Source organism: Actinopolyspora sabaoui (assembly GCF_051225635.1).
Taxonomy (GTDB): domain Bacteria; phylum Actinomycetota; class Actinomycetes; order Mycobacteriales; family Pseudonocardiaceae; genus Actinopolyspora.
Genome location: NZ_JBMIHH010000002.1, coordinates 115,557 through 140,581 on the forward strand (window position 1 = coordinate 115,557; position 25,025 = coordinate 140,581).

Here is a 25,025-nt window from a genome sequence, read left to right on the forward strand (position 1 = left end):
GTCCGGTGCCGCCCCGATTCCATCGGCTGTGGCCCCACCGAGGCGGTGGGGCAGTGCCGTTGAGCGTCAGTGGCTGTGCCCGCCGGAGGAGTCTTCCTCCTCCTCGGGCTTGTCGACCACGGCACTCTCGGTCGTGAGGACCATGCGCGCGATGGACGCCGCGTTGAAGACCGCGGAACGGGTCACCTTCAGCGGGTCGACCACGCCGGGGCCGGTGAGGTCGCCGAAGGTGAGGTCGGCGGCGTTGAAGCCCTCGCCCCACTTCATGTCGCGAACCTTGGAGACCACGACCGCGCCTTCCTCGCCCGCGTTGTTGGCGATCCAGAACAGCGGGGCCTCGAGGGAACTGCGCACCAGCTGGACACCGGTGGCCTCGTCACCCGAGAGGCCGAGGTTGTTCTGCAGCGACTTGGTGGCGTGCACCAGGCTGGAGCCACCGCCCGGGATGCTGCCCTCCTCGGCGGCGGCCTTGGCCGCGGCGACGGCGTCCTCGATGCGGGACTTGCGTTCCTTCATCTCGGTCTCGGTGGCCGCACCGACCTTGAGGACGGCCACACCGCCCGCGAGCTTGGCCAGCCGCTCCTGCAGCTTCTCGCGGTCCCAGTCCGAGTCGCTGGCCTCGATCTCGTTGCGGATCTGCTTGACCCGGGCCTGCACATCGTCCTTGCTGCCGCCACCGTCGACCACCGTGGTGTTGTCCTTGGTGACGGTCACGCGGCGCACGGAGCCCAGGACCTCGGGACCGACCTCGGAGAGCTTGAGGCCGACGTCCGGCGAGATCAGCTGCGCACCGGTCACGGCGGCCAGGTCCTGCAGGAACGCCTTGCGGCGGTCACCGAAGTAGGGCGCCTTGACCGCGACGACCTTGAACGTCTTGCGGACGGCGTTGACCACCAGCGTGGACAGCGCCTCGCCCTCGACGTCCTCGGCGACGATCAGCAGCGGCTTGCCGTCGTTGGCCACCCGCTCCAGCAGGGGCAGCAGCTCCTGCATGTTGGAGATCTTGTCCTGGTGCAGCAGGACCTGGGCGTCCTCCAGCACGGCTTCCTGCCGCTCGGAGTCGGTGACGAAGTACGGCGAGACGTAGCCCTTGTCGAACTGGACGCCCTCGGTGACCTCCAGTTCGGTGGCCAGTGTCGAGGACTCCTCGACCGTGATCACACCGTCGTCGCCGACCCGCTCCATCGCCTCGCCGACCAGCGAGCCGATGTTCTCGTCACGCGAGGAGACGGTCGCGATCTGGGCGATGTTGTCGCGGCCCTTGACCGGAGTCGACTGCTCCTTGAGGGACTCGATCACCGCTTCGGAAGCCTGCTGGATGCCGTTGCCCAGCGAGGAGGGGTTGGCACCCGCGGCGAGGTTGCGCAGCCCGCCGCTGACCAGCGCCTGCGCCAGCACGGTCGCGGTGGTGGTGCCGTCGCCCGCGACGTCGTTGGTCTTGGTGGCGACGTTCTTGACGAGCTGGGCACCCAGGTTCTCGTACGGGTCCTCCAGATCGATCTCACGGGCGATCGTCACACCGTCGTTGGTGATCTGCGGCCCGCCGAACTGCTTGTCCAGTACGACGTGCCGACCGCGCGGTCCGAGGGTGACCTTCACGGAGTCGGCGAGCTGGTTCACGCCGCGTTCAAGCGAGCGGCGCGCCTCCTCCTCGAAGCTGATTTGCTTAGCCATGTTTCAACAGCCCTTCAGCGTGCGTGCCGGGATGTCCTTGTTCGCCGAACGGGCGCGCAGTCGTGTCCGAGCGCGCGGCCGTTCCCGCGGCCGCCTGCCTGCGTCCGGCGAGACAGCGCTCGCAGGCGAACCGCCCCGGAAGTCCACCTCAGGGACCGCCGGGGCGGTTTACCGCCCACGGGGACGTTCTTGTCCCCAGTCGGTTGACGAGACTCACTCGCCAGCGGGACGAGCCAGTCGTCAGTTGACGACGGCCAGCACGTCGCGGGCGGAGAGCACCAGGTACTCCTCGCCGTTGTACTTGACCTCGGTACCGCCGTACTTGGAGTAGATGACGACGTCGCCTTCGTTGACGTCGAGCGGGATGCGGTTGCCCTTGTCGTCCACACGGCCGGGTCCCACAGCGAGGACCTTGCCCTCCTGCGGCTTTTCCTTGGCAGTGTCCGGGATCACGATGCCGGACGCCGTCGTCGTCTCGGCCTCACTTGCCTGGACAACAAGCTTGTCCTCAAGCGGCTTGATGCTCGCCACGGTGTGACCTCCGCCTTCTGGGGTCTTCGAAGCGTTGGCTGGATTCCTGACGGCTCCGTGACTCCCCGCCGTCGCGGGTGCCGGGGCGCTCCGGCGCCGTTCTTCTAGCACTCTACCGGGACGAGTGCCAACCTTCAACACGACCCTCCCAAAACCTCGCGGACCCGGCCCGGAGCAGCCGGAGAACAACCCTCTCACCCGGATGCCGGTCGACATCGGCTCACGCGCCGTTCAACCTTTGCTGACGCAATATACGAATATTTCTCATTTCTGTACGGCACGCTCTCCCGACACGAATCCGTTCGACGAGAGGACCACATGCACCGACCGGCCGGACCACCGAACTGGAATCGTCGGAAACTGCTGCTCGCATCGGCCACCGCCGCCACGGCGCTGGGGCTGGGAAGTGGCGCGGCCACGGCACGCCCGAGCGCGCCCCGGAACCGAGGTGACCCCTTCACCCTCGGCATCGCCTCCGGGGATCCCGACCCGCAGGGCTTCGTGCTGTGGACCCGTCTCGCCTACGACCCACTCGCCGACGACGGGCGCGGCGGGATGCCCGACCGGACGATCGAGGTGGAGTGGGAGCTCGCCGAGGACGAACGATTTCACCGCATCGTGCGACGCGGCACCGCGCGTGCCATGCCGGAGTGGGGCCATTCGGTCCACGTGGAACTCGACGGACTACGTCCGGGGCGGGAATACTTCTACCGGTTCCGCACCGGCGGACACCTGACTCCCACCGGCCGCACCCGCACCGCACCGGCCGAGGGAGCGCTCGGCCGACCGCTGACCGTGTGCACCGCTTCCTGCGCTGCCTGGGAACACGGCTACTTCACCGCCTACCGCGGGATCGCCGAGGACGAACCGGACCTCGTGCTGCATCTGGGGGACTACATCTACGAGCTGGGACACCTGCAGTACCCGCTGCTTTCCGGCATAGCCCGCTCGGTCACCGGATTCCAGGCCGACAACCTGGCCGAGTACCGCAGGCGATACGCGGAGTACAAGACCGACCCGGACCTGCGACTCGCACACCGAACGGCGCCGTGGGTGGTGATCTGGGACGACCACGAACTGGACAACAACTGGGCGGGCGACGACCCGGAGCTGCCCCAGGTGGATTTCGAGCGACGGCGAGCCGACTCGTTCCGGGCCTACTACGAGAACATGCCGCTGCGCGCGAGCAGCAGACCGCGTGGCACGGACATGCGGCTCTACCGCAGGATCGGCTGGGGCGGGCTGGCCGCCTTCCACATGCTCGACACCAGGCAGTACCGCGACGACCAGGCGTGCGGCGGACTGGTCGGCCCCTGCGGGACCGAGTCCGCCCCGGAACGCAGCATCACCGGCGAGCGGCAGGAGAAGTGGCTGCTCGCCGGACTGCGCGACTCCCGAGCAAGATGGGACCTGCTGGGACAGCAGGTGATGTTCGCCCACCACGACACGCTGGACGGCCCGTTGACCATGACCAATATGGACACCTGGGACGGTTACACCGCCTCACGTGGGCGGATCACCGAGGGTTGGCTGGCGGCAGGAGTGCGCAACCCGGTGGTGCTGACCGGTGACATCCACGAGCACTACGCTGCCGACCTCAAACGCGACTACTCCGATCCGGACTCGCCGGTGATCGGTTCGGAGCTGGTCACCACCTCGGTCACCTCGGGCGGCGACGCCGAGGAAGACGAGTTCCCCGGTGATCCGGACAACCCGCACATCCGGTTCCACAGCGGGATGCGCGGTTACCTGCGCACCAGAATCGACACCGAACGACTGCGGGCCGACTTCCGGGTGCTGCCCTACGTCTCGCGGCGCGGTGCGGCTGTCTCGACCAAGGCGTCCTTCGAGATAACCGACGGTGTGGCCGGACCACGCGAGATCACACCGAGCTGAACCGGACACGGTCGCTCGGCCGTACGGGTTTCGGTGGCACTCGAGCCCGGGCTCACCCTTCGACCGGGAACCGACCTCGATGACGCGGCAGTGTCCCGTGGAATGGAAATCGTCCGGTCGAGCAAGCGCTCGAAGCACCGTGGTGGAGTGTCGCGCGGCTGCCGCTTGATCGACTGTACACATCGTAGGCATCCCATCACCCTTCCGGCGGTTGCGCGGTACGAAGTGGATCGCGGTCAACCAGATCGACATGAGAGAGATGCCATCGAAGAGGTGGGTGCGTGCACCGTGATCGACTGTGTGCTCTAGGTTGCCGGGTATGCCAGCACCGAGCAGGCCGACGAACCAGCCCTGGAAACGTCGTCCCCGCCCGTCCCGGCCACCCGGACCGCTCGGCCCACCCCGGCGTCCGACGAACCGACGAAACTGAACCGAATTCTCGGCCGCGCCCCGAGCAGGCGAGGTTTCGACGATACCCACCGAAGAGCACGGGCGACAGTTCTCCGAAAAAGCTTCCTCGAAAGATTTCCACGCTCCACAGCGGATCCCCGGTTCGCGGCTTCACGCCCGACCGAACGCCTCCGGGCATCGAGCTTCGCACCCGGCCGAGTGGAACTCCGCGCACCGTTCGTCGAGCGACCGCGAGACTCCCACTCGATGAGAAACCTCGCTGAGGTGCGAAAAAACCGGAGCGTAGGGATCTCGTGGCCGAGAGTTCACCCGATTCCAACCGAACACGGGTGGCTCGAACAACGATCACGGGTGATGGTGGTTTCTCGGATAGTCCTCGAACAACTGTCTGGAGGAGCGGGATGTCCGACTCCACTACGTCCGGCCCCGACAACTCGGTCGGCCGCCGCTCGGTGCTGCTGGGAGGAGCCGCCGCGGTCGGCGGTGCCGCGCTGGCGGGCACGGTCGCGGGATCCGCCTACGCCGACGGCCGGAGCCTGCCCGGTGTCGGCATCGGCAGGCTGCGCGACCCCTTCAGCCTCGGGGTGGCTTCCGGGGATCCACTCCCGACCGGTGTCGTGCTGTGGACCCGGCTGGCCCCGAAACCGACCGCGGCGGACGGCAAGGGCGGAATGCCGAACCGACCCTACCCGGTGCGGTGGGAGATCTCCGAGGACGAGCGGTTCGCTCGACCGGTGCAACGCGGCTGGGCCTGGGCCAGGCCGGAGGAAGCCCACAGCGTCCACGTGGAGGTCGACGGACTGCGCCCCGGCGCCGAGTACTTCTACCGCTTCCGCGTGGGCGACGACGTCTCCCCCGCCGGACGTACCCGCACCGCACCCCCTCCAGGGGACATGGGCGATCTGACGCTGTGCTTCGCATCCTGTTCGCACTTCGGTGACGGATACTTCACCGCCTATCGCAGGATGGCCGAGGAAGAGCCGGGACTGATCCTGCACCTGGGTGATTACCAGTACGAGTACCCCGCCTCGGACCAGGACGTGCGCAAGGTGTTCGGCCCGGAGACCCGAACACTGGCCAACTACCGGCAGCGGCACGCGCAGTACAAGACCGACGAGGACCTGCAACGGGCCCACTCGGTGGCACCGTGGCTGGTGGTCTGGGACGACCACGAGACCGAGAACAACTGGGCCGACGAGGTGCCGGAACAACCGGACCCCGACTTCCTCGATCGGCGCGCGGCGGCGTTCCAGGCCTACTACGAGAACATGCCGCTGCGGCGGAGCTCCCGGCCGCGGGGGATCGACATGCGGCTCTACCGACGCATCCGGTGGGGCGGGCTCGCCAACTTCCACATGCTCGACACCAGGCAGTACCGCGACGACCAGGCCTGTGGTGACGGGTACGGCATCGGTTGCGAGGACCGCTTCGACCCGAACCGGAGCATCACCGGCGAACAGCAGGAACGCTGGATCATGAACGGTTTCCGGAACACCCGTGCGCGTTGGGACGTGCTGGGGCAGCAGGTGTTCTTCTCCAAGTTGGACCTCGACAGCGGGCCCGGCGAGGGATACAACATGGACGCCTGGGACGGCTACGTCGCCAACCGGGACCGGATCGCGCACGGGATGGCCAACAGCAACGTGCGCAACGGTGTGGTGTTCACCGGCGATGTGCACCGGCACTGGGCCGCCGAGATCCGTGACTCGCACGAGCACCCGGACTCGCCGCCCGCCGGTACCGAGTTCATCACCACCTCGGTCACCAGTGGCGGTGACGGCAGCGAGGACACCCAGCAGGGCGTACTCGACGACAACCCGCACGTGAAGTTCTACAAGGACCGGCGTGGCTACGTCCGCACCAGGTTCAGCGCGGACGAGCTGCGGGTGGACTATCGCACGCTGGACTACGTCACCGAACGCGGCGCGCCCGCACGAACCGCGGCGACCTTCGTCGTCAACGACGGGGAGCCGAGGCTGCACCGGCGGAAGTGACGCGGCCGGTCGTACGTCGCGGGTGTTTCCGGTGCCGGGCCGCGCCGGAAACACCCGCCACGGGTCGTCCGTGCTCTTCGGACGGAGGTCCCGTTCGTACGCGAGGCATCGCCGGTGGTCACCGGAGTCGAACATCGACCGCGCCGCTTGCCCGGCCGGAACGAACTACCCGGTGTCGTTGTCCCGAGGACCGAAGTAGCCGAACCCGAGCGCGAACGAGGCCACTCCGAGCACGACGGAAGTGAGCCAGTGCCCGGCCCAGGGAATCTGCCCGGTGAAGCTGTCGGCCACCGCCAAGCGGTTGGTCACCACGGCGAGAAGCATGAACAGGCACGCCCCGACCAGGCAGAGCCGGCGCGCGAAAGTGGAAAGTCGCCGACGCTGACTCATGAACTGTCTCCTCGAACGATCGAAGTCCTCCGGCAGGCTCGTCGTGAAACCGCCACCCGATGTCGCCCCCATACCCGCAACAGCGAGATTTCCACCACGCGGGCAACCGTGTCAACCGAACGGGAAGCCCCGCTCAGCGCAGCACCACGGTGTCCACCGACATTCCCGGGTCGGCCGACAGCCCCAGCGGGGAGGGTTCGGCGCGGTTGGCCAGCACGTGCGCGCCCACGGCGGCGATCATCGCACCGTTGTCGGTGCACAGCCGGGGACGCGGCACCCGCAGCGTGATCCCGGCCTCGGCGCAGCGCTCCCGCGCCAGCCCGGAGAGTCGTGAGTTCGCCGCCACCCCGCCGGAGAGCACCATGGTGTCCAGTCCCAGCTCCACCGCGGCTCGCACCGCTTTCTCGGTGAGCACATCGGCCACCGCTTCCTGGAACGACGCGGCGATGTCGGCTATCGGCAACTGCTTGCCGGCTTCGCGTGCCTGCTCCACCCAACGCGCGACAGCGGTTTTCAACCCGGAGAACGAGAAGTCGAACCTCGCGTCCCGCGGCCCGGTCAGGCCGCGCGGGAAGGCGATCGCGTTCGGGTCGCCCTCCCGGGCCATCCGGTCGATCGGCGGGCCGCCGGGGTAGGGCAGTTCCAGGATGCGTGCCACCTTGTCGTAGGCCTCCCCCGCGGCGTCGTCGATGGTCGAGCCGATCTCGGTCACCTCGTCGGCGACACCGGCCACCGACAACAACTGGGTGTGCCCGCCGGAGACGAGCATCGCCAGGCAGCGGGACGGCAGTGGCCCGTGCTCCAGGGTGTCCACCGCGACGTGGCCGAGGAGGTGGTTGACGCCGTAGAGCGGAACCCCCAGCGCCGCCGCGTACGCCTTGGCCGCGGACACCCCGACCATCAACGCGCCGGCCAGGCCCGGCCCCGCCGTCACCGCGATCGCGTCCACATCGGACAACTTGATGCCCGCTTCGTCCAGCGCCCGACGCGCCGTGGGTTCCATCGCCTCCAGATGGGCCCTGCTGGCGATCTCGGGCACCACACCGCCGAACCGCGCGTGCTGCTCCACGCTGGAAGCCACCGCGTCGGCAAGCAACCGCACCGAGCCGTCCGGTTCGAGTCGAACCAGGCCGACACCGGTCTCGTCACACGAGGTCTCGATACCGAGCACGATCCGGCCGGGGCCACCATCGGTACTCATACCGCTCCACCTTCCTGCTCGGCCGTGCGCGCCCCGCGCCACATGGTGTAGGCGTCGGCGCCGGACGGCTGGTAGTAGCGCTCGCGCTTGCCGACCACCTCGAAGCCGTGCTCACGGTAGAGCGCGATCGCGGAATCGTTGTCGGTCCGCACTTCCAGGAACACCTGAGCCCGCTGCTCGTCCGCGCGAACCAGCAGCTTGCGCAACAGTGTCCTGCCGACTCCCTTCCGCTGGTAATCCGGGTCCACGGCGATGGTGTGCACCTCCGCCTCGGCACGCGGCGGCCGAGCCACGAGAGCCAGTCCGGCGTATCCGATCAACCGGTCCGCGGCGTCGTAGGCACCCACGTAGTAGTCCCCACCGTCCAGCGCGGCGGCGAAAGCACGCTCCGACCACGGATCGTCGTCGGGGAACAGCAGTTCCTCCAGCTCGGCACAGCGCGGGAGATCGCGGCTGCGAAGCTTGGCGACGAACGGTTCGGACTTCCCCGTCGTCGTATCGGCCTCACCGGGATGCCGGCCCCCGGGGTGCCGGCTCCCGGGGCACTGGTTCTCGGTCACGTCCTCCCCCGCTCGGCCGTCACCGACTTCGGTGGTCCAGGCGCGGCAGCGTCCGGCCTGCGCAAGTACATCGGCACCAGGGGGCGGGGGTCGGCTCCGGCGGCCACCTCCGCGCCTGCCACCGCCACGATGCCCTCGGGGCTCGGGTAGGCGGGATCGACCACCTCAAGTCCCAGCTCAGGGGCGTGCCGCGCGGCCGACTCGCCCGCGGCGGCCCGGACGTGCAGCCCCTCCAGGCGCGCGGGAAGTTCCTCGGGGCGGTCCACGGCGGGTTCGGTCAGCCGCTCGCGCACGCCGTACGGCTGCCTGGAGCCGTAGGCGGCCCAGTACACCTCGCTGCGGCGGGCGTCGGTGAGCACCAATAGCGGCGAGTTCCCCTCGGTCCGCGCCGCTATGGCGTCCAGACTGCTGACGGGGTATACCCGGGTTCCGGAGGCGTGACCGAGTGCCGCGGCCGTGACCATCCCCACCCGCAGTCCGGTGAACGGCCCCGGACCGGCTCCGACGACGATCGCGTCCACTTCACCCAGCTGATGGCCGCCTTCCGCGAGGACGTCGAGCAACTGCGGTGTGAGTAGTTCACCGTGGGCGCGAGGATTGACCGTTACGCGCTCGGCCAGCGAATGCGGCCGAGACTCCGCGAGCTCGACCAGCCCCGCGGTTACCGCAGGAGTCGAGGTATCCAACGCGATGACGAGCACAATAGCTCAGAATACTTCAACCCCAGGTCATCGCCCTCAACGGGTCGTGGCTCGCGTACAGCGCCCCGACGTGCGGCGGGGCCGCCGGGCCGGGTGGATTCCGGCCCGACGGCCCCGTCGGGAAAGCAGCGCCCACGCGCCTCACCTTCCGGTGGGACGCAGCACCACCGAGTAGGTGTGCGGACGATCGGCACGCACTCGGTACTTGTCCCGCACCGGGTTCGGTGTGTCGCCGAGCCCGGTGACGGCATCGGAGACGTGCAGCGTGATGAACGGGTCCTCACGCAGCTGGTGGGCGAAATCCGTGCGCTCGGCGTTGGAGTACCGGTCGGCGGAGACCGCCAGCGAGTCCCCGGAGACCGACAACCCCCCGTTCCGCCCGGAGAGCTTCACCCACTCGGTGTCGACCTTGACGCCGTTGTCCTGCGGCGGCAGGAAGTCGAACCACTGCTCGTCGACCGTCGAGGACCAGCGACCGATGTGCTGCGAGTCCTTGCGATCGGGATAGGACTCGCCGGGCCCGCGGCCGTACCAGGTCATGTCGCCGAACGACTCGGGCACCCGCAGCGACATCCCGACCTTGGGCAGCCACGGCAACGAACGCATCCGTTCGCCGTAGGCCTCGACCCGGTGCTGGAGTTCGATGCCTCCGGAGGAGCCGATTTGGTACGTCCAGCGGCTGTCGAACCCGTTACCGGAAACGTCGGGGGCCGACGAGCGAGTGCGCACGACCACCTTCGCCTTCCCGGAGTCGGAACGGCTCACCCGAACCGAGCGAACCTCGGTCTCCAGCCGGTCCAGTCCCAGTTCCCGGAACTGCGCCTCGGGGTTGACCCCGCTCCAGTTGCTCCACTCGTTACCTGTCGGCGGCCGGAACACGTCGAGCTCGGGGCCGCCGAGCAACCGTTCGGTTCCGTCGGTGGACAGCGAGCTCAACGTCCCCTGATCGCGGTCGAAGGTGTACCGGAAACCGGCACCTCGGACCCGGACGTCGTCGGCGCCGCGCTGCACCGAGAGCGAGTTCGCGCTCCGGTTCCGCTTCCGCTCGTCGGTGCCGGGGGCGGCCGGGGGCCGCTCACCGCCCGCCGCGAGCTGTTCGGAGGCGATGGTGTGGCCCGCCGGGATGCTGCGGGAGGCCTCCCGCAGCTTGGCGGTGAGCACCAGGAAGCGTTCCGTTTCGCCCGCCTTCGGGAGGTCCAGGTCGACCTGTCGGCTCTCGCCCGGCCCCACGGTCACGTTCACCGGCCCGTCGGCCACCTCACGGCCGTTGGACACCAGCTTCCACCGCAGGTCATAGGCGTCGGTACTCAGGGTGTGGTTGAGATTGCGCACCACGAACCGGCCGTCGGCGGCATCGGTGGCCCCGTCGACCGTGTCGAACCGGATCGGCGCGTGGCTGTAGGCCAGTTGCTTGAGCTCCGGCTGCGGAGTGCGGTCGGCGTTGATCAGGCCGTTCACCACGAACTGCGAGGACCCGTACGTGTCGTACTCTCCCGCGCGCCGCTGCTCGTCGAAGTTCAGCGCGAGAACCGCCCGCTGTGCCGGATCGGCACCGGAGGAGATGTCGCCCGAGGACAGCGCACTGTCGTAGACGCGGGCGTTGTCGACCACGGCGTGCGCGGTCCGCCCGGCGAAGCTGTCCCGGTGTTTCTCCTGGTTGCGGCCGACGGTGACCGTGTACATGGTGTTGTGCGCGATCCTGCCGTCGTAGGCTTCGGCCGCCACCTGTTCACCGTCGAGGAAGAGCCGCACCTGGGAACCGTCGTAGGTGCCGGTGATGCGGTGCCAGTTGCCCCACCAGTCGTCGGGGACCTCCACCCTGGCGGTGTGCCAGCCGCCCTCGCCGTAGACGAAGAACTCGATTTGGTCGCGATCGGGCATCTGCAGTGCCCACTGCTTGTCGCCCTTGGCCAGGAAGGTGTTGGAACCGTCCCAGGACAACGGCTTGACGCGGACGTCGAGCGTGACCTCCTTGCCCGTTATGCCGAGCTTCGGATCACGGTAGGCCTGCGCCCAGTCGTCCATTCCGGACAGTTTCAGCGCCTTGCCTTCCACACCTCTCACCAGCGAGGGGTTGCCGTTGACGTGTACCGGGATGTCGTTGCCCGAGGAATCGGGCAACATCCGGCGTTGCCGGGAGAGACCCTGGTCGACCCAGTCCCACACGAATCCGCCCTGCAGGGCGGGCTCGCTGCGGATGGTTTTCCACATGTCCTCGTAGTGCCCGAGGCTGTTGCCCATGGCGTGCAACCACTCGCCCATGACGACCGGTTTGGTCTCGGTGCGGGCGATCTCCTTCAGCGCACCGGGCGAGGGATAGCGCGGCCCGGCCACGTCCGCGTAGGGCGCGTCGCCGCCGTGGTTGTTGGCCTGGTGGTAGAGCAACCTGGTCGGATCGACAGCCCGGGCGTGCTCGGCCATGTCGTAGTGGGCCTTGCCGAGTCCCGCCTCGTTCCCGGTGTCCCAGATGATCACGCTGGGATGGTTCTTGTCGCGCTCCATCATCGCGTCGAACCGATCCGCGAAGGCGGCCTGCCATGCCGGGCGGTCGGCGAGGCAGTCCCGTTCGGGAGCCGCGGAACAGTTCTCCCGGTAGTGGGTCTCGGTGTCGACCTCGTCGGCCAGCAGCAGACCGTTGCGGTCGGCCAACCGGTACCAGTACGGATCGTTCGGGTAGTGCGAGGTCCGTACCGCGTTGATGTTGTTGCGCCGCATCAGCGCGACGTCCTGCCGCTGCCGCGCGCGGCTGACGGTGCGTCCGGTGTCGGGATCGTGCTCGTGCCGGTTGACGCCGCGCAGGTTCACCGGTTTGCCATTGAGCAGGATCTGCCTGTCCTTCGTGGTGACCTCACGGAAACCGACCGGCTGCTGGGTGGTCTGCACGACCTCACCGTCGGGGCCGAGCAGTCGCAGTACCACGGTGTAGAGCGCGGGATTCTCGTCACTCCACAGCTCGGGGTCCTCGATCTCACGGCTGAGATCGATCCGGGCACTGCCACCCTCGACCTTCGTGGTCCCGTCGAGCTCGGCCACCCGGTCGCCGCCGGGACCGTGGAGCTCGGCCCGCACGCGATGCCGTCCGGTGGTGCCGCCCCGGACCGAACTCAGGTCGACGCCGATGCCGAGCGTCGCGTCGGTGTAGGAGTCGTCCAGATCGGTACGGACGGTGACATCGGACATGTGGGTGCGCGGCACGCTGTAGAGCCGGACGCTGCGGAAGATCCCGGAGAAGTGCCAGAAGTCCATGTTCTCCAGGTAGCTGCCAGCGCTCCAGCGGTGGACCCGCACGGCGATGGTGTTCTTGCCCGGATGCAGGTACTGGCTGATGTCGTACTCCGCCGGGGTGTAGCCACCCTGGTCGTAACCGACGTAGTTGCCGTTGATCCACACGAAGTTGCCGCTGGTGGCGCCCTCGAACCGAAGCATCTGGCGCCTGCCGTCCCAGTCCTTCGGGAGGTGGAACTCCCGGACGTAGGCACCGGTGGGGTTCACGTCGTCGGGAACCTTCGGCGGATCGTACGGGGACACCTCGGAGGAGACGTTGCGGTAGACGGGATGACCGTATCCCTGCTGTTGCCAGACTCCCGGCACCGAGATGTCGTCCCACTGCCTGGTGCGACTGCCGCGCTGCCAGCCTTCGGGGAGTTCGCGGTAGTGGTCGGTGTAGCGGAACCGCCACTGACCGTCCAACGACTTGGTCCAACGGGTGGGGCGGTCCTGTTTCGCCGCGGTGTCCTGGCGTGCGGCGCGCAACGCCTGTTCCGCGTTGTCGTAGGGGCGTAGGTAAGCGTGGTGTGGTTGCTGGTTCTCCCCGACCCTGCTCGGGTCCTCCAAATAGGACTCGATCGCGGCGGGATCGGTGGGACCGTCCGGCTGCCGTGCCTGCGCCGTGGCGGGCGCCAACACGACCATGACGGCCATCGCCGTTACCGAGGCCAACCAGCCCGCGGGACGTAATCCACGTCTCGCGCTCATGAGCACCTCCCTCAGCAACAACACAGTGTGTAATCTTGTTTTTTCGTGTTTGTCACTGTGTTGTTGCTGAGGGATCTTGTCCGATTCGTCGGACGGGGTCAAGGTTCATCCCGCCGATACCGCCCGAACTGGGCAGTACCGGCGGGACACGGACACCGGCGGCACAGCGATTTCGCGAGAAATTGACATCCGTACCCGGCGCCCGCGGCTTCCGTGGGTCTGCTACTCGAACGGGTTCAGAGCAGGCCCGTGAGCTCGGGCGGGAGGGCCGCGTCCCCGGAGATCGACCCACGCGCGAGCAGTGCCGCCGCGGCGGCTTCGTCCAACCCGGCCGTCTCGGTCAACACCTCCCGGGCCTGCCTGGGAGGCAGGTGGTTGAACCACCGAGCCACCAGGTGCCGCATCCCGTCCTCGGCCGCCCGGCCGTGCAGCCGCAACCGAGCCATCCCACCGTCCGGAAACACGTCCAGCCGCACGTGGGTGACCTCGGCACGCACCGGCAACCGGAACCGGTGGCAGGTGTCCGGTCGCAGCCTGGTGCGCGGCAGCAACTCGCTCCAGGAGGCGGGATCCTCCGGGTCGGCCTCACGGGCGTCGCAACCGGAGAGCGAGGCCCAGCCCGGCGCGTTGCCCTTGAAGTGGCTGGTGTCCACCTCGGCTCGCTCCACGGTTCCGGCCGCCGCCAGCCGCACCGAGACCCAGTCGTTGCCGTCGTCCCTGCGGCGCGCGGTCTCCCAGCCCTCACCCATCACGCGGGCCAGCCCGGGGGCGAACAGGTTCGACGGCGAGGAGAAGAACATGTTGCTGCAACCGGTGACCCGACCACCGTTCTCCAACGCGCCCAGGTCGAAGCGGTCGGAGACCCAGCGCGGATCCGCCACCGGCTCACCGTGCACCCGCAGCCGAGCGATACCGCCGTCCGGATGCATGCACAACCGAACGTGGGTGTAGCGGTGCGGCGGGTCCACGTCGAAGACGTTGCGGGTGTGACCCTCGACCGGGCTGGGCGGCAGGATCTCCTCCCACTCCGCGTGTTCGAGCTCCACCGGGGCGGGGTAGCCCTCCACCGCGCAGGCCTGCACCGAGACCTCCGGCGGATAGTTGCCCTTGAAGAACGAGGTGTCGACGACGATCCTGCGGATCAGGCCGGGCAGGCCGAGCCGAACGAGCGCTTGGTCGAAACCGGGCTCACGGCGCCTGCGGGTCTCCCAGCCGTCATAGATCTGTCCCTTGTGGCCGAAGCTGTAGGGCTGGTATGTGGGCTCCTCGGGTTTGAGGAGGTTCTCCCGCTCGGCGAAGAACTCGTCGTTGGCGTACTCGGCCGAGCCGCCGTAAACCCGGGAGGCGAGGTCGGGCAACGACGAGCGGTACGAATCATCGTTCGTGGTGTCCTGGTTCCGGCTCATGCTTCTCCTCGCTTGAGCAACTTGCCCGCGGGGGCGCTCCCGGCTTGCGGACCGGCGATCGGCGTGCCGCGTAGCCAGGTCGAGCGCACCACCCCGGCCAGGGCTCGACCGTGGTAGGCGCTCACCGCGTTGCGGTGGTGGAGCTTCTCCGCGTCGACCACGTAGGCCTCGTCCGGCGCGAACACGCACAGGTCGGCGTCGGAACCGACCGCCAGGGCGCCCTTGTCGCGCAGCCCGGAGACACGGGCAGGTCCGGACGACATCCAGGACACGACGTCGGACAGCTCGAAGCCCCGGATCCTGGCCTGGCTCCACACCGCTGACAGTCCGAGTTGCAGGCTGGAGACACCTCCCCAGGCAACGCCGAAGTCGCCGATGTCCAGCCGCTTGAGCTCCGGAGTGCACGGCGAGTGGTCACTGACCACGCAGTCGATGAGCCCGTCGGCCAGTCCTTGCCACAGCAGCTCGCGGTTGGCGGCCTCGCGCACCGGCGGGCAGCACTTGAACTGGGTGGCGCCGTCCGGGATCTCCTCGGAGGTGAAGGACAGGTAGTGCGGGCAGGTCTCCACTGTCACCCGGACCCCGTCGGCACGTGCCGAGGCGATCATCGGGAGCGCGTCGGACGAGGACAGGTGCAGGATGTGCACGCGGGCGCCGGTCCGCCGGGCGAGTTCGAGTACCTGGGCGATGGCCATGTTCTCGGCGCCGCGCGGGCGGGAGTGCAGGAAGTCGCGGTAGTTCTCACCGTGCGCGCTCGGGGCGTGCTCGATGGCGTCGGAGTCCTCCGCGTGCACGATCATCATCGCGTCCAGTTCAGCGACGATGCGCAGCGCCCGCTCCAGTTCCGCGGAGTCCAGCGGTGGGAACTCGTCCACCCCCGAGTGGAGTAGGAAGCACTTGAACCCGTAGACACCGCTCTCGTGCAGCCCGCGCAGCTCGTCGAGGTTGCCGTGCACGGCGCCGCCCCAGAAGCCGACGTCGACGTGCGTGTTGTTCTCGGCGACCTTGCGCTTGACCTCCAGCGATCCCGCGTCGATGGTCGGCGGCAGGCAGTTCAGCGGCATGTCGACGATCGTGGTGATGCCGCCCTCGGCCGCCGCGCGGGTCGCGGTGGGGAACCCCTCCCACTCGGAGCGACCGGGATCGTTGACGTGCACGTGGCTGTCGACCATCCCGGGCAGCAGCACCTCGTCCTCGGCGAGTTCGACGGTGCGGGCACCCCGCATCGGAGCGTCGAGGGCTTCGACGGCCGCGATGCGTCCCTCCCGGACGCCTACACTGCCGGATACCTCACCGTTAGGACCGATCAACCTCCGCGCACGGAACACGACGTCGAATTCCGGAGCCGAGGAGTTGACGGGTTCGACCACCGCGACTACCTCCCAACTAAATTTTCAACAAAATGTTGAACCCGGGGGTGGTGTCCGGTCAACCCCCTGTTTCCGTTCTCTTCCGCCGGACTCGGAATCCCAGAAGACACGCGGACGGCTCACTCGCGGACACCCGAGGAGCGCACCGGCCAACCGCTGCGCTCCTTCGGAAGTGGCGCCGCCCAACTGTTCACCTTCGAGGTGCGCAACCCCATCCGCACCAACGACTCGACCAGGACCACGGCGGACGAAACCCCGTCCACCACCGGAACTCCCCACACTCGTTCGGACACGCGTTCGGCCAGTCCGGACATCCCCGCGCAACCGAGGCAGACGACCTCGGCACCATCCTGTTCGACAAGGGCTCGTGCCTGCTCGACCAGCTTTTCGAACGAATCGCCCGCCTCCAGGTCCAGCACGGCGGTACCTGCCGCACGGATCGCGGCACACCGTCCCTCGAATCCACTCAGTCTCAACCGGTCCTCGATCAGACCCGAGGTTCGTGGCAGTGAGGTGACCACGCCGAACTTCCTGCCCAGCAGGCACGCGGCGTGGGCCGCGGCTTCGGTGATGTCGACCACCGGCACATCGAACAGCTCGGCCAACCCCTCCTTGCCGTGCTCTCCGAAACCGGCCAGCACGGCTCCGTCGAACGCTCGCTCGTAGCGATACAGCCTGTCCATGACCGCAACGGCGGACAGGTAGCTGTCGAAGTTGCCCTCGACCGAGGGACTTCCGAAGAAGGGGGTCAGCGCCGCTATTTCGGTCTCGGCGCCTGCCACTTCCTCGGCCTGCGCACGTATGGCATCGGTGACGCTGTCGGTGGTGTTGACGTTGACGACCGCGATACGCATATTTCCGCTCCGGAAAACGTGTCGACTGGTACGGGACCGGTCCGGACAACGCGCAGTTCTCCGGGCCCAGCGGTTCTTCCCACGGAAGCGCTCAGTGAATTCCTTCGGCGTCGGTTTCCTCGGCCAGGTGTTCCCCGGAAACGTCGTGGAAGCTCCCGTTGCGACCCGCGATCGGGTAGTAGAGCAATCCCGTCCCGAGGGCGCCGAAGAACCAGGAGAAGGGGGCGAAGCTCTCGAAGGTGGGAACCAGGGCCACGGTCACACTGAGCACCGAGGCCAGGCCGAACGCGATGAACGCCCTCGGGTTGAAGCCGCGTCGGTAGGCGTACTCGCCCTCCGGCGCTTCCGTGTACAGGTCCGGAACGTTGATCCGTGCGCGGCGCAGCAACCAGTAGTCCACAACCATGACGCCGAACAGCGGGCCCAGCAGCGCCCCGAGACTACCGAGGAAGTAGTTCACCACTGCGGGACTGGAGTAGAGGTTCCACGGCAGCACCATCACTGCTGCCACCGCGCTGATGATGCCGCCCGTGCGGAAACCGATGTACTTCGGCGCCAGGTTGGCCAGATCATAGGCGGGCGAGACGAAGTTGGCCACGATATTGACCCCTATCGTGGCCACGGCGAACATCAACGCTCCGACGACCAGCACGAAGGTATTCGGAACCTTGGCGATGATTCGCGCCGGATCGGTGATGACCTCACCGAACAACGCGTAGGACCCGGCTGTCACGACGATCGAGACCATCGCGAAAGCGGTGAAGTTGACCGGCAGTCCCCAGAAGTTACCCCTTCGGATGCTCGCACGGTCGGGGGCGAAACGGGAGAAGTCGCAGAAGTTGAGCATCAGGGTGCCGTAGATCGAGATGGTGAGTCCGGCGGCGCCGAGCATCTCGCGCCACATAGCGCCCCCCCCCCCGAGAGAGCGTTCGGCGGGCTCCAGCTGATCCGGTCCCACGCGAGCACGAGTATCCAGACGGCCATTGCCAGCATCACCAGCCACACGATTGGGCCTGCCCAATCCTGGAACTTGCGCACCATCTCCATGCCGAAGCTCAGGATGACGAGCTGGACCGCCCACAGCACCAGGAAGCAGATCCACCCGAGCTGGGACAGCCCGAGGAAGTCCACCCGCGTCATCGGCTCCAGCGAGGGGGCTATTCGCAGGGTCAGCACGACCACCGCCAGTGAGGCGAGGTAGGTCTGGATGCCGTACCAGGCGATCGCGATGATCGCCCGGAGCAGGGCCGGAAGCTGTGCACCGTGGACACCGAAGCTGATGCGCGACATGACGGGGAAGGGCACTCCCGTCTTCTGTCCCATGTAGCCCATCAGGTTCATGCCCCAGAAGACGACGAGTATTCCGATCAGCAGAGCGAAGAAGGAGGGAATCGCTCCCAGCCCGATGGCGAACAGTCCGGCGGCGAAAGTGTAGTTGCCGATGTTGTGCACATCGTTCATCCACAGCGCGAAGATGCTGTAGGTCTTCCAACGGCGCCGCGTCGGCGGAGCCAGGTCGGCGTTGTACAGCCGCGGGCTGATCGCTCGTTCCGGAGCCCCGAGTGGATCAGCGTGGGCGGCGGAAGGATCGGCTTGCTCGGTGGACATGGCCGCTCCCTGGTCAAACTATGTATACATAAAAGTATACGTAATCTAGGGAGTCGTGTCCCCGAAGTCAACACCAGTTGGGTGGGTACCCCGTTCCGGAAGGATCAAGAGGGCGGAACGGTCCCGCCGGCCCGGCCACGTGGACCCCCACACGCGGCGACCGCACGACAACACCGGAAAGGCGCCGAACGGCAGCGGCTTCCCGGCGCTGTGCTCCTCGGCGCTGCGATCAGTACAGCATCCGGTCGAGCACCATGATCCTGCTCGACCTCACGTGTCGGGCCGCCACCTCGGCGGCCCGCTCAGGGTCCCCCGCCGCGATGGCGGTGTGCAGCTCCGCGTGCTCGGCACACACCCGCTCGGGCTCCCTGTTCAACCTGAACAACCAGGCCAGCCGACCGTGCAGCGGCTCGAGCATCGAACCGAGCAGCTCGTTGCCGGACAACGAGACGAGCTTCTCGTGGAACTCGGCGTTGTTCCTGGTCATCGCCTCCACGTCCTCGCCGCTCCACGCCCTCTCGGCCTCCGCGGCCAGCACGCCGAGTTCCCGTACCTCCGCCGGATCCCCGTGGCTGGCGGCCAGCCGGGCCGCCAGCACCTCGAGCGCCTCCCGGACGTCGAAGAGATCGACGAGTTCGCGACGATCGAGCGTGCGCACGAACACCCCGCGGCGACGGGGAAGCACCTCCACCAATCCCTCGCTCTGCAGCATCCGGATGGCCTCCCGGACCGGAACCCGCGAGACGCCGTACTCCGCGGCCACGTCCTGCTCGAAGATCCGGTCTCCCGGCCGCAGCCGACCATCGCCGATGCGTTCTCTCAACTCGTCCCGCACCCACGTGCGCAACGGCACGCGTTCGGGTTCAGCGGCACCATCGCTTGCTGACACAGTCCCTCCTTGCCTCGCACCCCAAGCCTAGAGACCGCACGAGGCACAAGAAGGCCCTCTCCTGCGAGCGCACCCGGGCGAGCGCGCGAGAGCCGGTCACACCTCCGCCGGAGTTGACAACGCGTCGCACGCTCGGACCTCAGAACCAATCCTCGGCGATGTGCTCGCCGACTCGGCGCAGGAGGGAGTCGGCACCTTCGATGGAGCGCGCGGGGTCGGGCTGCAGGTGCGCCAGTGCGTAGACCGCCGCGAACCCGCCGTCCCGCAGGCGTTGGCGGGACAGCGAGCACTTGCCCGCCACGGCCACCGTGGGCACGCCCGCCTTGGCGGCGCGCGCGGCCACGGCCGCGGGGATCTTGCCGTGCAACGTCTGTTCGTCCAGCGCGCCTTCCCCGGTCACCACCAGTGCCGCACCCGCCAGGTCGCGGTCGAAGTCGACCAGTTCGAGCACCACGTCGCTACCGGAACGGAATCTCGCGGACAGCGCGGTCATGGCGCCGTACCCCACGCCACCCGCCGCACCGGCACCGGGACGGTCGGCGGCCGACTCCCCGGTGGCGCGGCCGATCACCTCGGCGAAGCGCTCCAGTGCGGCGTCGAGCCGCCGCACCTGCTCCGCGGTCGCGCCTTTCTGGGGGCCGTAGACGTGCGCGGCGCCGGAGGTACCGCACAGTGGGTTGTCCACATCGGATGCCAACACCAGGTCCACACTTGCCAGGCGCGGATCCAAACCGGACAGATCGGCCTCGGCGATCCGTTCGAGCCCCCCGCCTCCGGACGACAGCGGATTCCCGGCGGCATCGCCGAGCCGGGCTCCCAACGCGGTGAGCATCCCCGCTCCACCGTCGGTGCAGGCACTGCCGCCCACACCGAGCACGATCCCGCTCACTCCGGCGTCCAGGGCGGCGGCGATCAGCTCCCCGGTCCCGTGGCTGGAGGCCCGCAGCGGATCGAACTCGCCGGGCGCGAGCAGCGCGAGCCCGGAAGCCGAGGCGAGTTCCACGACCGCGGTCGTCTCGCCGACCGCGATCTCCGCGTCCACTCTCCTGCCGGTCGGCCCGGTCACCCGCACGAGGGAGCGTTCGAACCTCCCGGTGGCCAGCGCGGCCCGCACGGTGCCGTCGCCCCCGTCGGCGACCGGGCTGCCGCGGACCGCGAGCGCGGGCATTCTGCCGCGCAAGCCCGCGGTGACCGCCTCGGCGACCTCGGCCGCGGCCAGCGACCCCTTGAACTTGTCCGGTGCGACGAGAACATGACCAGTCACAACACGCTCCGCATCTTCGAAAAGAGGGTGCCCTCTGCCAGTTAAGCCCGGCACCGAGGCAGAGGGCACCCCGGGTGCCGACCGTTCGGTCGACACCGGTCTCGGAACCCGTGCTGCCCCCACGGACCGGTCGGACGAGGGTGCCGGGGCGGCGGGCAGCACGGGTGGCCACGGCCGGGCGGAGTGGCCCGCCCCGAAGCGGGGAACCGGTCAGCCGACCGGCTCCGGCTCGTTCATCGCGTCGATACGGATCCCGTTGGCGGTGTTGGCCTCACGCTCGATCATCACCTCGACCAGCACCGGCCTGCTGGTGGCCACCGCCTCCTTGCGCGCCCACTCGATGGTCTCGCCCAGTTCGGCGGGATCGAGCACCCGGCGCCCGGAACAGCCGTAGGCCTCCATCACCTTCACGTTGTCCGTGCCGTGCTCGTCGTAGTGCAGGTCGACCTCGGTGTTCATGCCGTAACCCTGTTCGGCCATGCGAATCAGCCCGAGGTACTCGTTGTTGAGCATGATGATCACGAAACCGACGTCGTACTGCGCGGCCACGGCCAGCTCCTCCACGAGGAACTGGAAGGAATAGTCCCCGACCACCGAGACGACCTCGGCCGAGGGCTCGGCCGACTTGACCCCGATCGCGGCTGGAATCTCCCAGCCGAGCGGACCGGCCTGGCCACACACCTGGTAGTGCCTGGGCTTGTGGGTGCGTTGGAACTGCCCGGACCAGATCTGGTACAGCCCGATCGCGGTGGTGAAGTAGGTATCGGGCCCGAAGATCTCGTTGATCTCCCGGAACACCCTGGGCGCCTTGATCGGCACGCTGTCGTAGTCGTCCGGCCTGGTGTGGGTCTTCTTGAGCTCGTTGACCCGGTCGACCCAGGAGTGGAACCGGGGTGCGGCCGAACGGCGGCGGGCGGTTTCCAACAGTGCGTCCAGGAACGGCCCGGTGTCGGAGACGATGCCCAGATCGGGGCCGAACACCTTGCCCAGTTGAGTGGGCTCGATGTCGACGTGGATGAACTGACGCTGCCCCCGGTAGACGTCCAACGCTCCGGTGTGCCGGTCCCCGAAACGCGCACCCAGCGCCAGCACCAGGTCGGACTCCATGAAGGACTGATTCCCGTAGCGCTGGCTGGTCTGGATACCGGTCATCCCCGCCCAGAGCTCGTGGTCCTCGGGGAAGGAACCCTTGCCCATCAGGGTGACCTGCACCGGGATTCCCAGCAGTTCGGCGAGTTCGCGCAACCGCTCGTGCGCCTCGCCCAGCACCACGCCGCCACCGGAGAGGATCAGCGGACGTTCGGCCCGCTGCAGCATGTCCAGCGCGCGTTCCACCCTGGGCTGGTGCGGCTCCACCCGGTGAACCGGCAGCGGCGCGTCGATGCTCGGGTCCCATTCGATCTCCTGCCGCTGCACGTCGAGCGGCAGGTCGATCAGCACCGGCCCCTGCCTGCCGGAGCGGGCGACGCGGAAAGCCTCCCGGAAGATCCACGGCGCCTGGGCGGCTTCCTTGACCTGCACCGCCCACTTGGTGACGGGTTTGGCGATGTCGACGATGTCGACCGCCTGGAAGGCTTCCTGGTGCAGCTTGTCGGAAACGGCCTGCCCGGTGATGCACAGGATCGGCACGGAATCGGCCTGGGCGGTGTAGAGACCGGTGATCATGTTTGTGCCCGCGGGACCGGAGGTCCCGATGGCAACACCCACGTTGCCGTTGGTGCGGGACCACCCGTCGGCCATGTGGGTGGCGCCCTCCTCGTGGCGCACGGTCAGGTGCTCGATGTCGCGGTGCTCCAGCGCCGCGTACAACGGCAGGATGGCCGCCCCGGGGCAGCCGAACGCGACGTCGACTCCCTCGGATTCGAGGACGTCGACGACAGCCTGCATGACGGGAACCTTCGGCATGGTATGCACGACCTCTCCGATGCGGCGGGTTCGCGGCGGCTTGGTTGCTCGACGGTGCCGCGGGGTGCGAACCTGCCGTGGTGACACTCGGTGTGGGGCCGGGACGACAGCGGTCGTCCGAGCCGTGTGGGATGCGGAAGTCTCCGCTCCGCGCGGTACGCGGCGACGGTCCGGAGTCCGTCCACACGCACCTGGGGTGTTCCGACGGGTGGGTGGCCCGGATGCTTGGCGGCGTTGGTGCCACCCTTCCCTCGGAAATCGTGTGACAGTGGTTCGCCCTCCGGTCACTCCCTGCCGCTGAGGCGGGCGATCTGCCGGAACAGCCCGGAGTGATCCAGCGAGCCGTCCCCCTGGGCCACGGCCGCGGCCATGAGTTGCGCGACGAGGCTGCCCACCGGGGTGGCGACGCCCGACTCGCGGGCCGCGCTCTGCAGAATGCCCAGGTCCTTGTGGTGTAGTTCGATGCGGAATCCCGGCTTGAAGCTGCGTTCGCGCATTCCCTTGTTCTTGGCGTCGAGCACCTTGCTACCCGCCAAGCCGCCGCCGAGCACCTGGAACGCCGACTCGGTGTCGACGCCCTGCGCCTCCAGGAAGGTCAGGGCCTCGCCGACCAGCGCGATGTTGCCCGCCACGATGAGCTGGTTGGCGGCCTTGACCGTCTGGCCGGACCCGGCCGGTCCGACGTGCACCACGGTTTTGCCGACCACGTCGAACACCTCGGACGCCCCCCGGAACGTCTCGGTGTCGCCTCCGACCATGATGGACAGCGCGCCGTCGATGGCGCCCTGCTCCCCACCGCTGACGGGGGCGTCCAGCGCGCGGACACCCTGCTTGTCCGCCTGTTCGGCGACCTTGCGCGAAACCTCGGGGCGGATGGTGCTGCAGTCGATCAGCAGCGCACCGTCCGGGGCGTGCGCCAGCACGCCGTCGTCGCCGAGCACCGCCGTCTCGACGTCCGGGGAGTCGGGCAGCATGGTCACGATCACCTCGGCGTCGGACACGGCCTCGGCGATGGTGCTCGCTCCCTTGCCGCCCGCGGCGACCAGTTTCTCGACCTTGGCGCTACTGCGGTTGTAACCGGTTACCTCGTACCCGGCCTCGACGAGGTTGGCGGCCATCGGGCCACCCATGATGCCGAGTCCGACGAACCCTACCTTGGTCATCGCGTTTCCCCTCTCATCACTGAAGTCTTCGAGTTCACTTTCTCCGGCCGACCGTCGGGATTCGACTACGGAGACGATGTTCGGCGGGAGCTGCGGGCTCCCCGCGGTGGCGTCGATTTGCCGAACTCCGACCACCCTCGCAGCCCGCACCGCAGCGGGTTCTCCCGTGCGGCGTCAATTTCTCGCGAAATTGACGCCGCTGCACCGGGACCGTCCGTCGAGAAGCGACCGTGCGGGTCGCGGCTCGGGTGTCCCCGGTGCGTGAGTCGGATGCATTGCAAGGCCGGGCCGCTCGCCGCGTAGGTCGCTACTCAAGAGCCGGCCCAACGCGGCAAGGCGCCGACTCACGTGACGGCTACCCGGCCACCCGGACAAGCCGCCTCGCTGACACTCAATAAATCCAGCCGAAGCTGTCGGCACTGGTGCCGCTGGGCTTGTACTCCAGCGCCACGTGCCCGCGATAGCCGTCCCGCTGCAGCTTGGCGAAGTAGTGGTCGAAGTCCACCTGGCCGGTACCGGGCTCGTTGCGTCCGGGAGCGTCGGCGATCTGGACGTGCCCGATCCGAGCGGCGTGATTGTCGATGGCGGCTGCCGGATCGTCGCCGTTGGCGATCAGGTGATACAGGTCGAACAGCAGTCGCAGATTGTTCACGCCGCCCGACTCACGTACCCGGTCGATGACGGCGACCGCGTCGTCGGCCTTCTTGAGCGGATAGCTGGGGGTGCCGCTGACCGGCTCGATCAGCACGGTGCCGTCGATGCGCGCGGCCCCCTTCGCCGCCGCGGTGAGGTTCTCCACGGCGGCGGCGTCCTGCTCGGCGGGCTGCACACCCTCGATCCGGTTGCCGTAGAGCGCGTTGAAGGCGGTGCAGCCCAGGCGTGCGCCGATTCCCACCGCCACGTCGACGTTGTCGCGGAACTCGGTGGACCTGGCGGGGTGCGAGAGCACACCACGATCCCCGGCGGGCATGTCCCCGGCGAAGAAGTTCAACCCGACCAGGGAGACACCGGCGTCCTCGATGGCACGGACGAACTTGTCGACCTCGCCGTCCCCCGGGACGGCCTCGGAGAACGGCCACCAGAACTCGATGGCGTCGAAACCGGCTGCCTTGGCGGCCGCGGGCCGGGACAACACGTCGAGCTCGGTGAACAGGATCGACGTGTTGACTGCGTACGGGAAGCGATGCATCCGTGTGCCCCCTTGATTCACCTGTATTTCACAAAGTGAAATTA

General features: G+C 68.2%; 17 protein-coding genes and 1 pseudogene. 2 read left to right on the plus strand and 16 right to left on the minus strand.

What is annotated here, in order from left to right; translation table 11 throughout:
- Positions 1-66 precede the first annotated feature (66 nt).
- Positions 67-1,674 carry a chaperonin GroEL gene (gene groL / locus ACOQFL_RS03035; protein ID WP_435542560.1) on the minus strand — a complete coding sequence of 536 codons (1,608 nt, stop codon included), beginning with the start codon at positions 1,672-1,674 and terminating at the stop codon, positions 67-69.
- Between the two features lie 240 nt (positions 1,675-1,914).
- Positions 1,915-2,205 (minus strand): co-chaperone GroES, encoded by a 291-nt coding sequence (gene groES, locus ACOQFL_RS03040; protein ID WP_092625188.1) that lies wholly within the window; start codon positions 2,203-2,205, stop codon positions 1,915-1,917.
- A gap of 318 nt (positions 2,206-2,523) precedes the next feature.
- Between groES and ACOQFL_RS03045 the strand changes: the two genes are divergently transcribed.
- Both ACOQFL_RS03045 and ACOQFL_RS03050 read left to right on the plus strand, forming a co-directional pair.
- A complete protein-coding gene (locus tag ACOQFL_RS03045) occupies positions 2,524-4,101 on the plus strand; it encodes an alkaline phosphatase D family protein (protein ID WP_435542561.1) in 1,578 nt (525 codons plus the stop codon).
- Between the two features lie 812 nt (positions 4,102-4,913).
- Positions 4,914-6,506 (plus strand): alkaline phosphatase D family protein, encoded by a 1,593-nt coding sequence (locus ACOQFL_RS03050; protein ID WP_435542562.1) that lies wholly within the window; start codon positions 4,914-4,916, stop codon positions 6,504-6,506.
- Between the two features lie 165 nt (positions 6,507-6,671).
- Here ACOQFL_RS03050 and ACOQFL_RS03055 read toward each other — a convergent pair whose 3' ends face one another.
- The 14 genes and pseudogenes from ACOQFL_RS03055 to ACOQFL_RS03120 form a co-directional block, all read right to left on the minus strand.
- A complete protein-coding gene (locus tag ACOQFL_RS03055; RefSeq protein WP_435542563.1) occupies positions 6,672-6,896 on the minus strand; it encodes a hypothetical protein in 225 nt (74 codons plus the stop codon).
- Positions 6,897-7,029: 133 nt separating this feature from the next.
- Positions 7,030-8,097 (minus strand): tRNA (adenosine(37)-N6)-threonylcarbamoyltransferase complex transferase subunit TsaD, encoded by a 1,068-nt coding sequence (tsaD, locus tag ACOQFL_RS03060; RefSeq protein WP_435542564.1) that lies wholly within the window; start codon positions 8,095-8,097, stop codon positions 7,030-7,032.
- Positions 8,094-8,657: a ribosomal protein S18-alanine N-acetyltransferase gene (gene rimI, locus ACOQFL_RS03065; RefSeq protein ID WP_435542565.1), complete on the minus strand. Its 564-nt coding sequence runs from the start codon at positions 8,655-8,657 to the stop codon at positions 8,094-8,096. Before rimI ends, tsaD begins: the two co-directional genes overlap by 4 nt.
- The gene (gene tsaB / locus ACOQFL_RS03070; protein ID WP_435542566.1) at positions 8,654-9,358 is read right to left on the minus strand and encodes a tRNA (adenosine(37)-N6)-threonylcarbamoyltransferase complex dimerization subunit type 1 TsaB; all 705 of its coding nucleotides are present in this window, start codon (positions 9,356-9,358) and stop codon (positions 8,654-8,656) included. The genes rimI and tsaB overlap by 4 nt, the downstream gene beginning before the upstream one ends.
- A gap of 141 nt (positions 9,359-9,499) precedes the next feature.
- A complete protein-coding gene (locus tag ACOQFL_RS03075; protein ID WP_435542567.1) occupies positions 9,500-13,333 on the minus strand; it encodes a glycoside hydrolase family 2 TIM barrel-domain containing protein in 3,834 nt (1,277 codons plus the stop codon).
- Between the two features lie 236 nt (positions 13,334-13,569).
- A complete protein-coding gene (gene alc / locus ACOQFL_RS03080) occupies positions 13,570-14,739 on the minus strand; it encodes an allantoicase (protein WP_435542568.1) in 1,170 nt (389 codons plus the stop codon).
- Positions 14,736-16,109, minus strand: a complete 1,374-nt coding sequence (gene allB, locus ACOQFL_RS03085) for an allantoinase AllB (RefSeq protein ID WP_435542569.1) — start codon at positions 16,107-16,109, stop codon at positions 14,736-14,738. The genes alc and allB overlap by 4 nt, the downstream gene beginning before the upstream one ends.
- 119 nt (positions 16,110-16,228) lie before the next feature.
- Entirely contained in the window at positions 16,229-16,963 is a 735-nt protein-coding gene (locus ACOQFL_RS03090; RefSeq protein WP_435542570.1) for an aspartate/glutamate racemase family protein, read from the minus strand.
- Between the two features lie 91 nt (positions 16,964-17,054).
- A pseudogene (locus ACOQFL_RS03095) lies at positions 17,055-18,571 on the minus strand (NCS1 family nucleobase:cation symporter-1).
- A gap of 229 nt (positions 18,572-18,800) precedes the next feature.
- Positions 18,801-19,460 (minus strand): GntR family transcriptional regulator, encoded by a 660-nt coding sequence (locus tag ACOQFL_RS03100; protein ID WP_435542571.1) that lies wholly within the window; start codon positions 19,458-19,460, stop codon positions 18,801-18,803.
- A gap of 139 nt (positions 19,461-19,599) precedes the next feature.
- On the minus strand, positions 19,600-20,724 hold the full coding sequence (locus ACOQFL_RS03105) for a glycerate kinase (RefSeq protein ID WP_435542572.1): 1,125 nt from the start codon (positions 20,722-20,724) through the stop codon (positions 19,600-19,602).
- Positions 20,725-20,934: 210 nt separating this feature from the next.
- Positions 20,935-22,611 carry a glyoxylate carboligase gene (gene gcl, locus ACOQFL_RS03110; protein WP_435542573.1) on the minus strand — a complete coding sequence of 559 codons (1,677 nt, stop codon included), beginning with the start codon at positions 22,609-22,611 and terminating at the stop codon, positions 20,935-20,937.
- Between the two features lie 302 nt (positions 22,612-22,913).
- Complete coding sequence (locus tag ACOQFL_RS03115) at positions 22,914-23,792, minus strand: 2-hydroxy-3-oxopropionate reductase (RefSeq protein ID WP_435542574.1); 879 nt, start codon at positions 23,790-23,792, stop codon at positions 22,914-22,916.
- 391 nt (positions 23,793-24,183) lie between these two features.
- Entirely contained in the window at positions 24,184-24,981 is a 798-nt protein-coding gene (locus tag ACOQFL_RS03120; RefSeq protein WP_435542575.1) for a hydroxypyruvate isomerase family protein, read from the minus strand.
- Between the last annotated feature and the right edge of the window lie 44 nt (positions 24,982-25,025).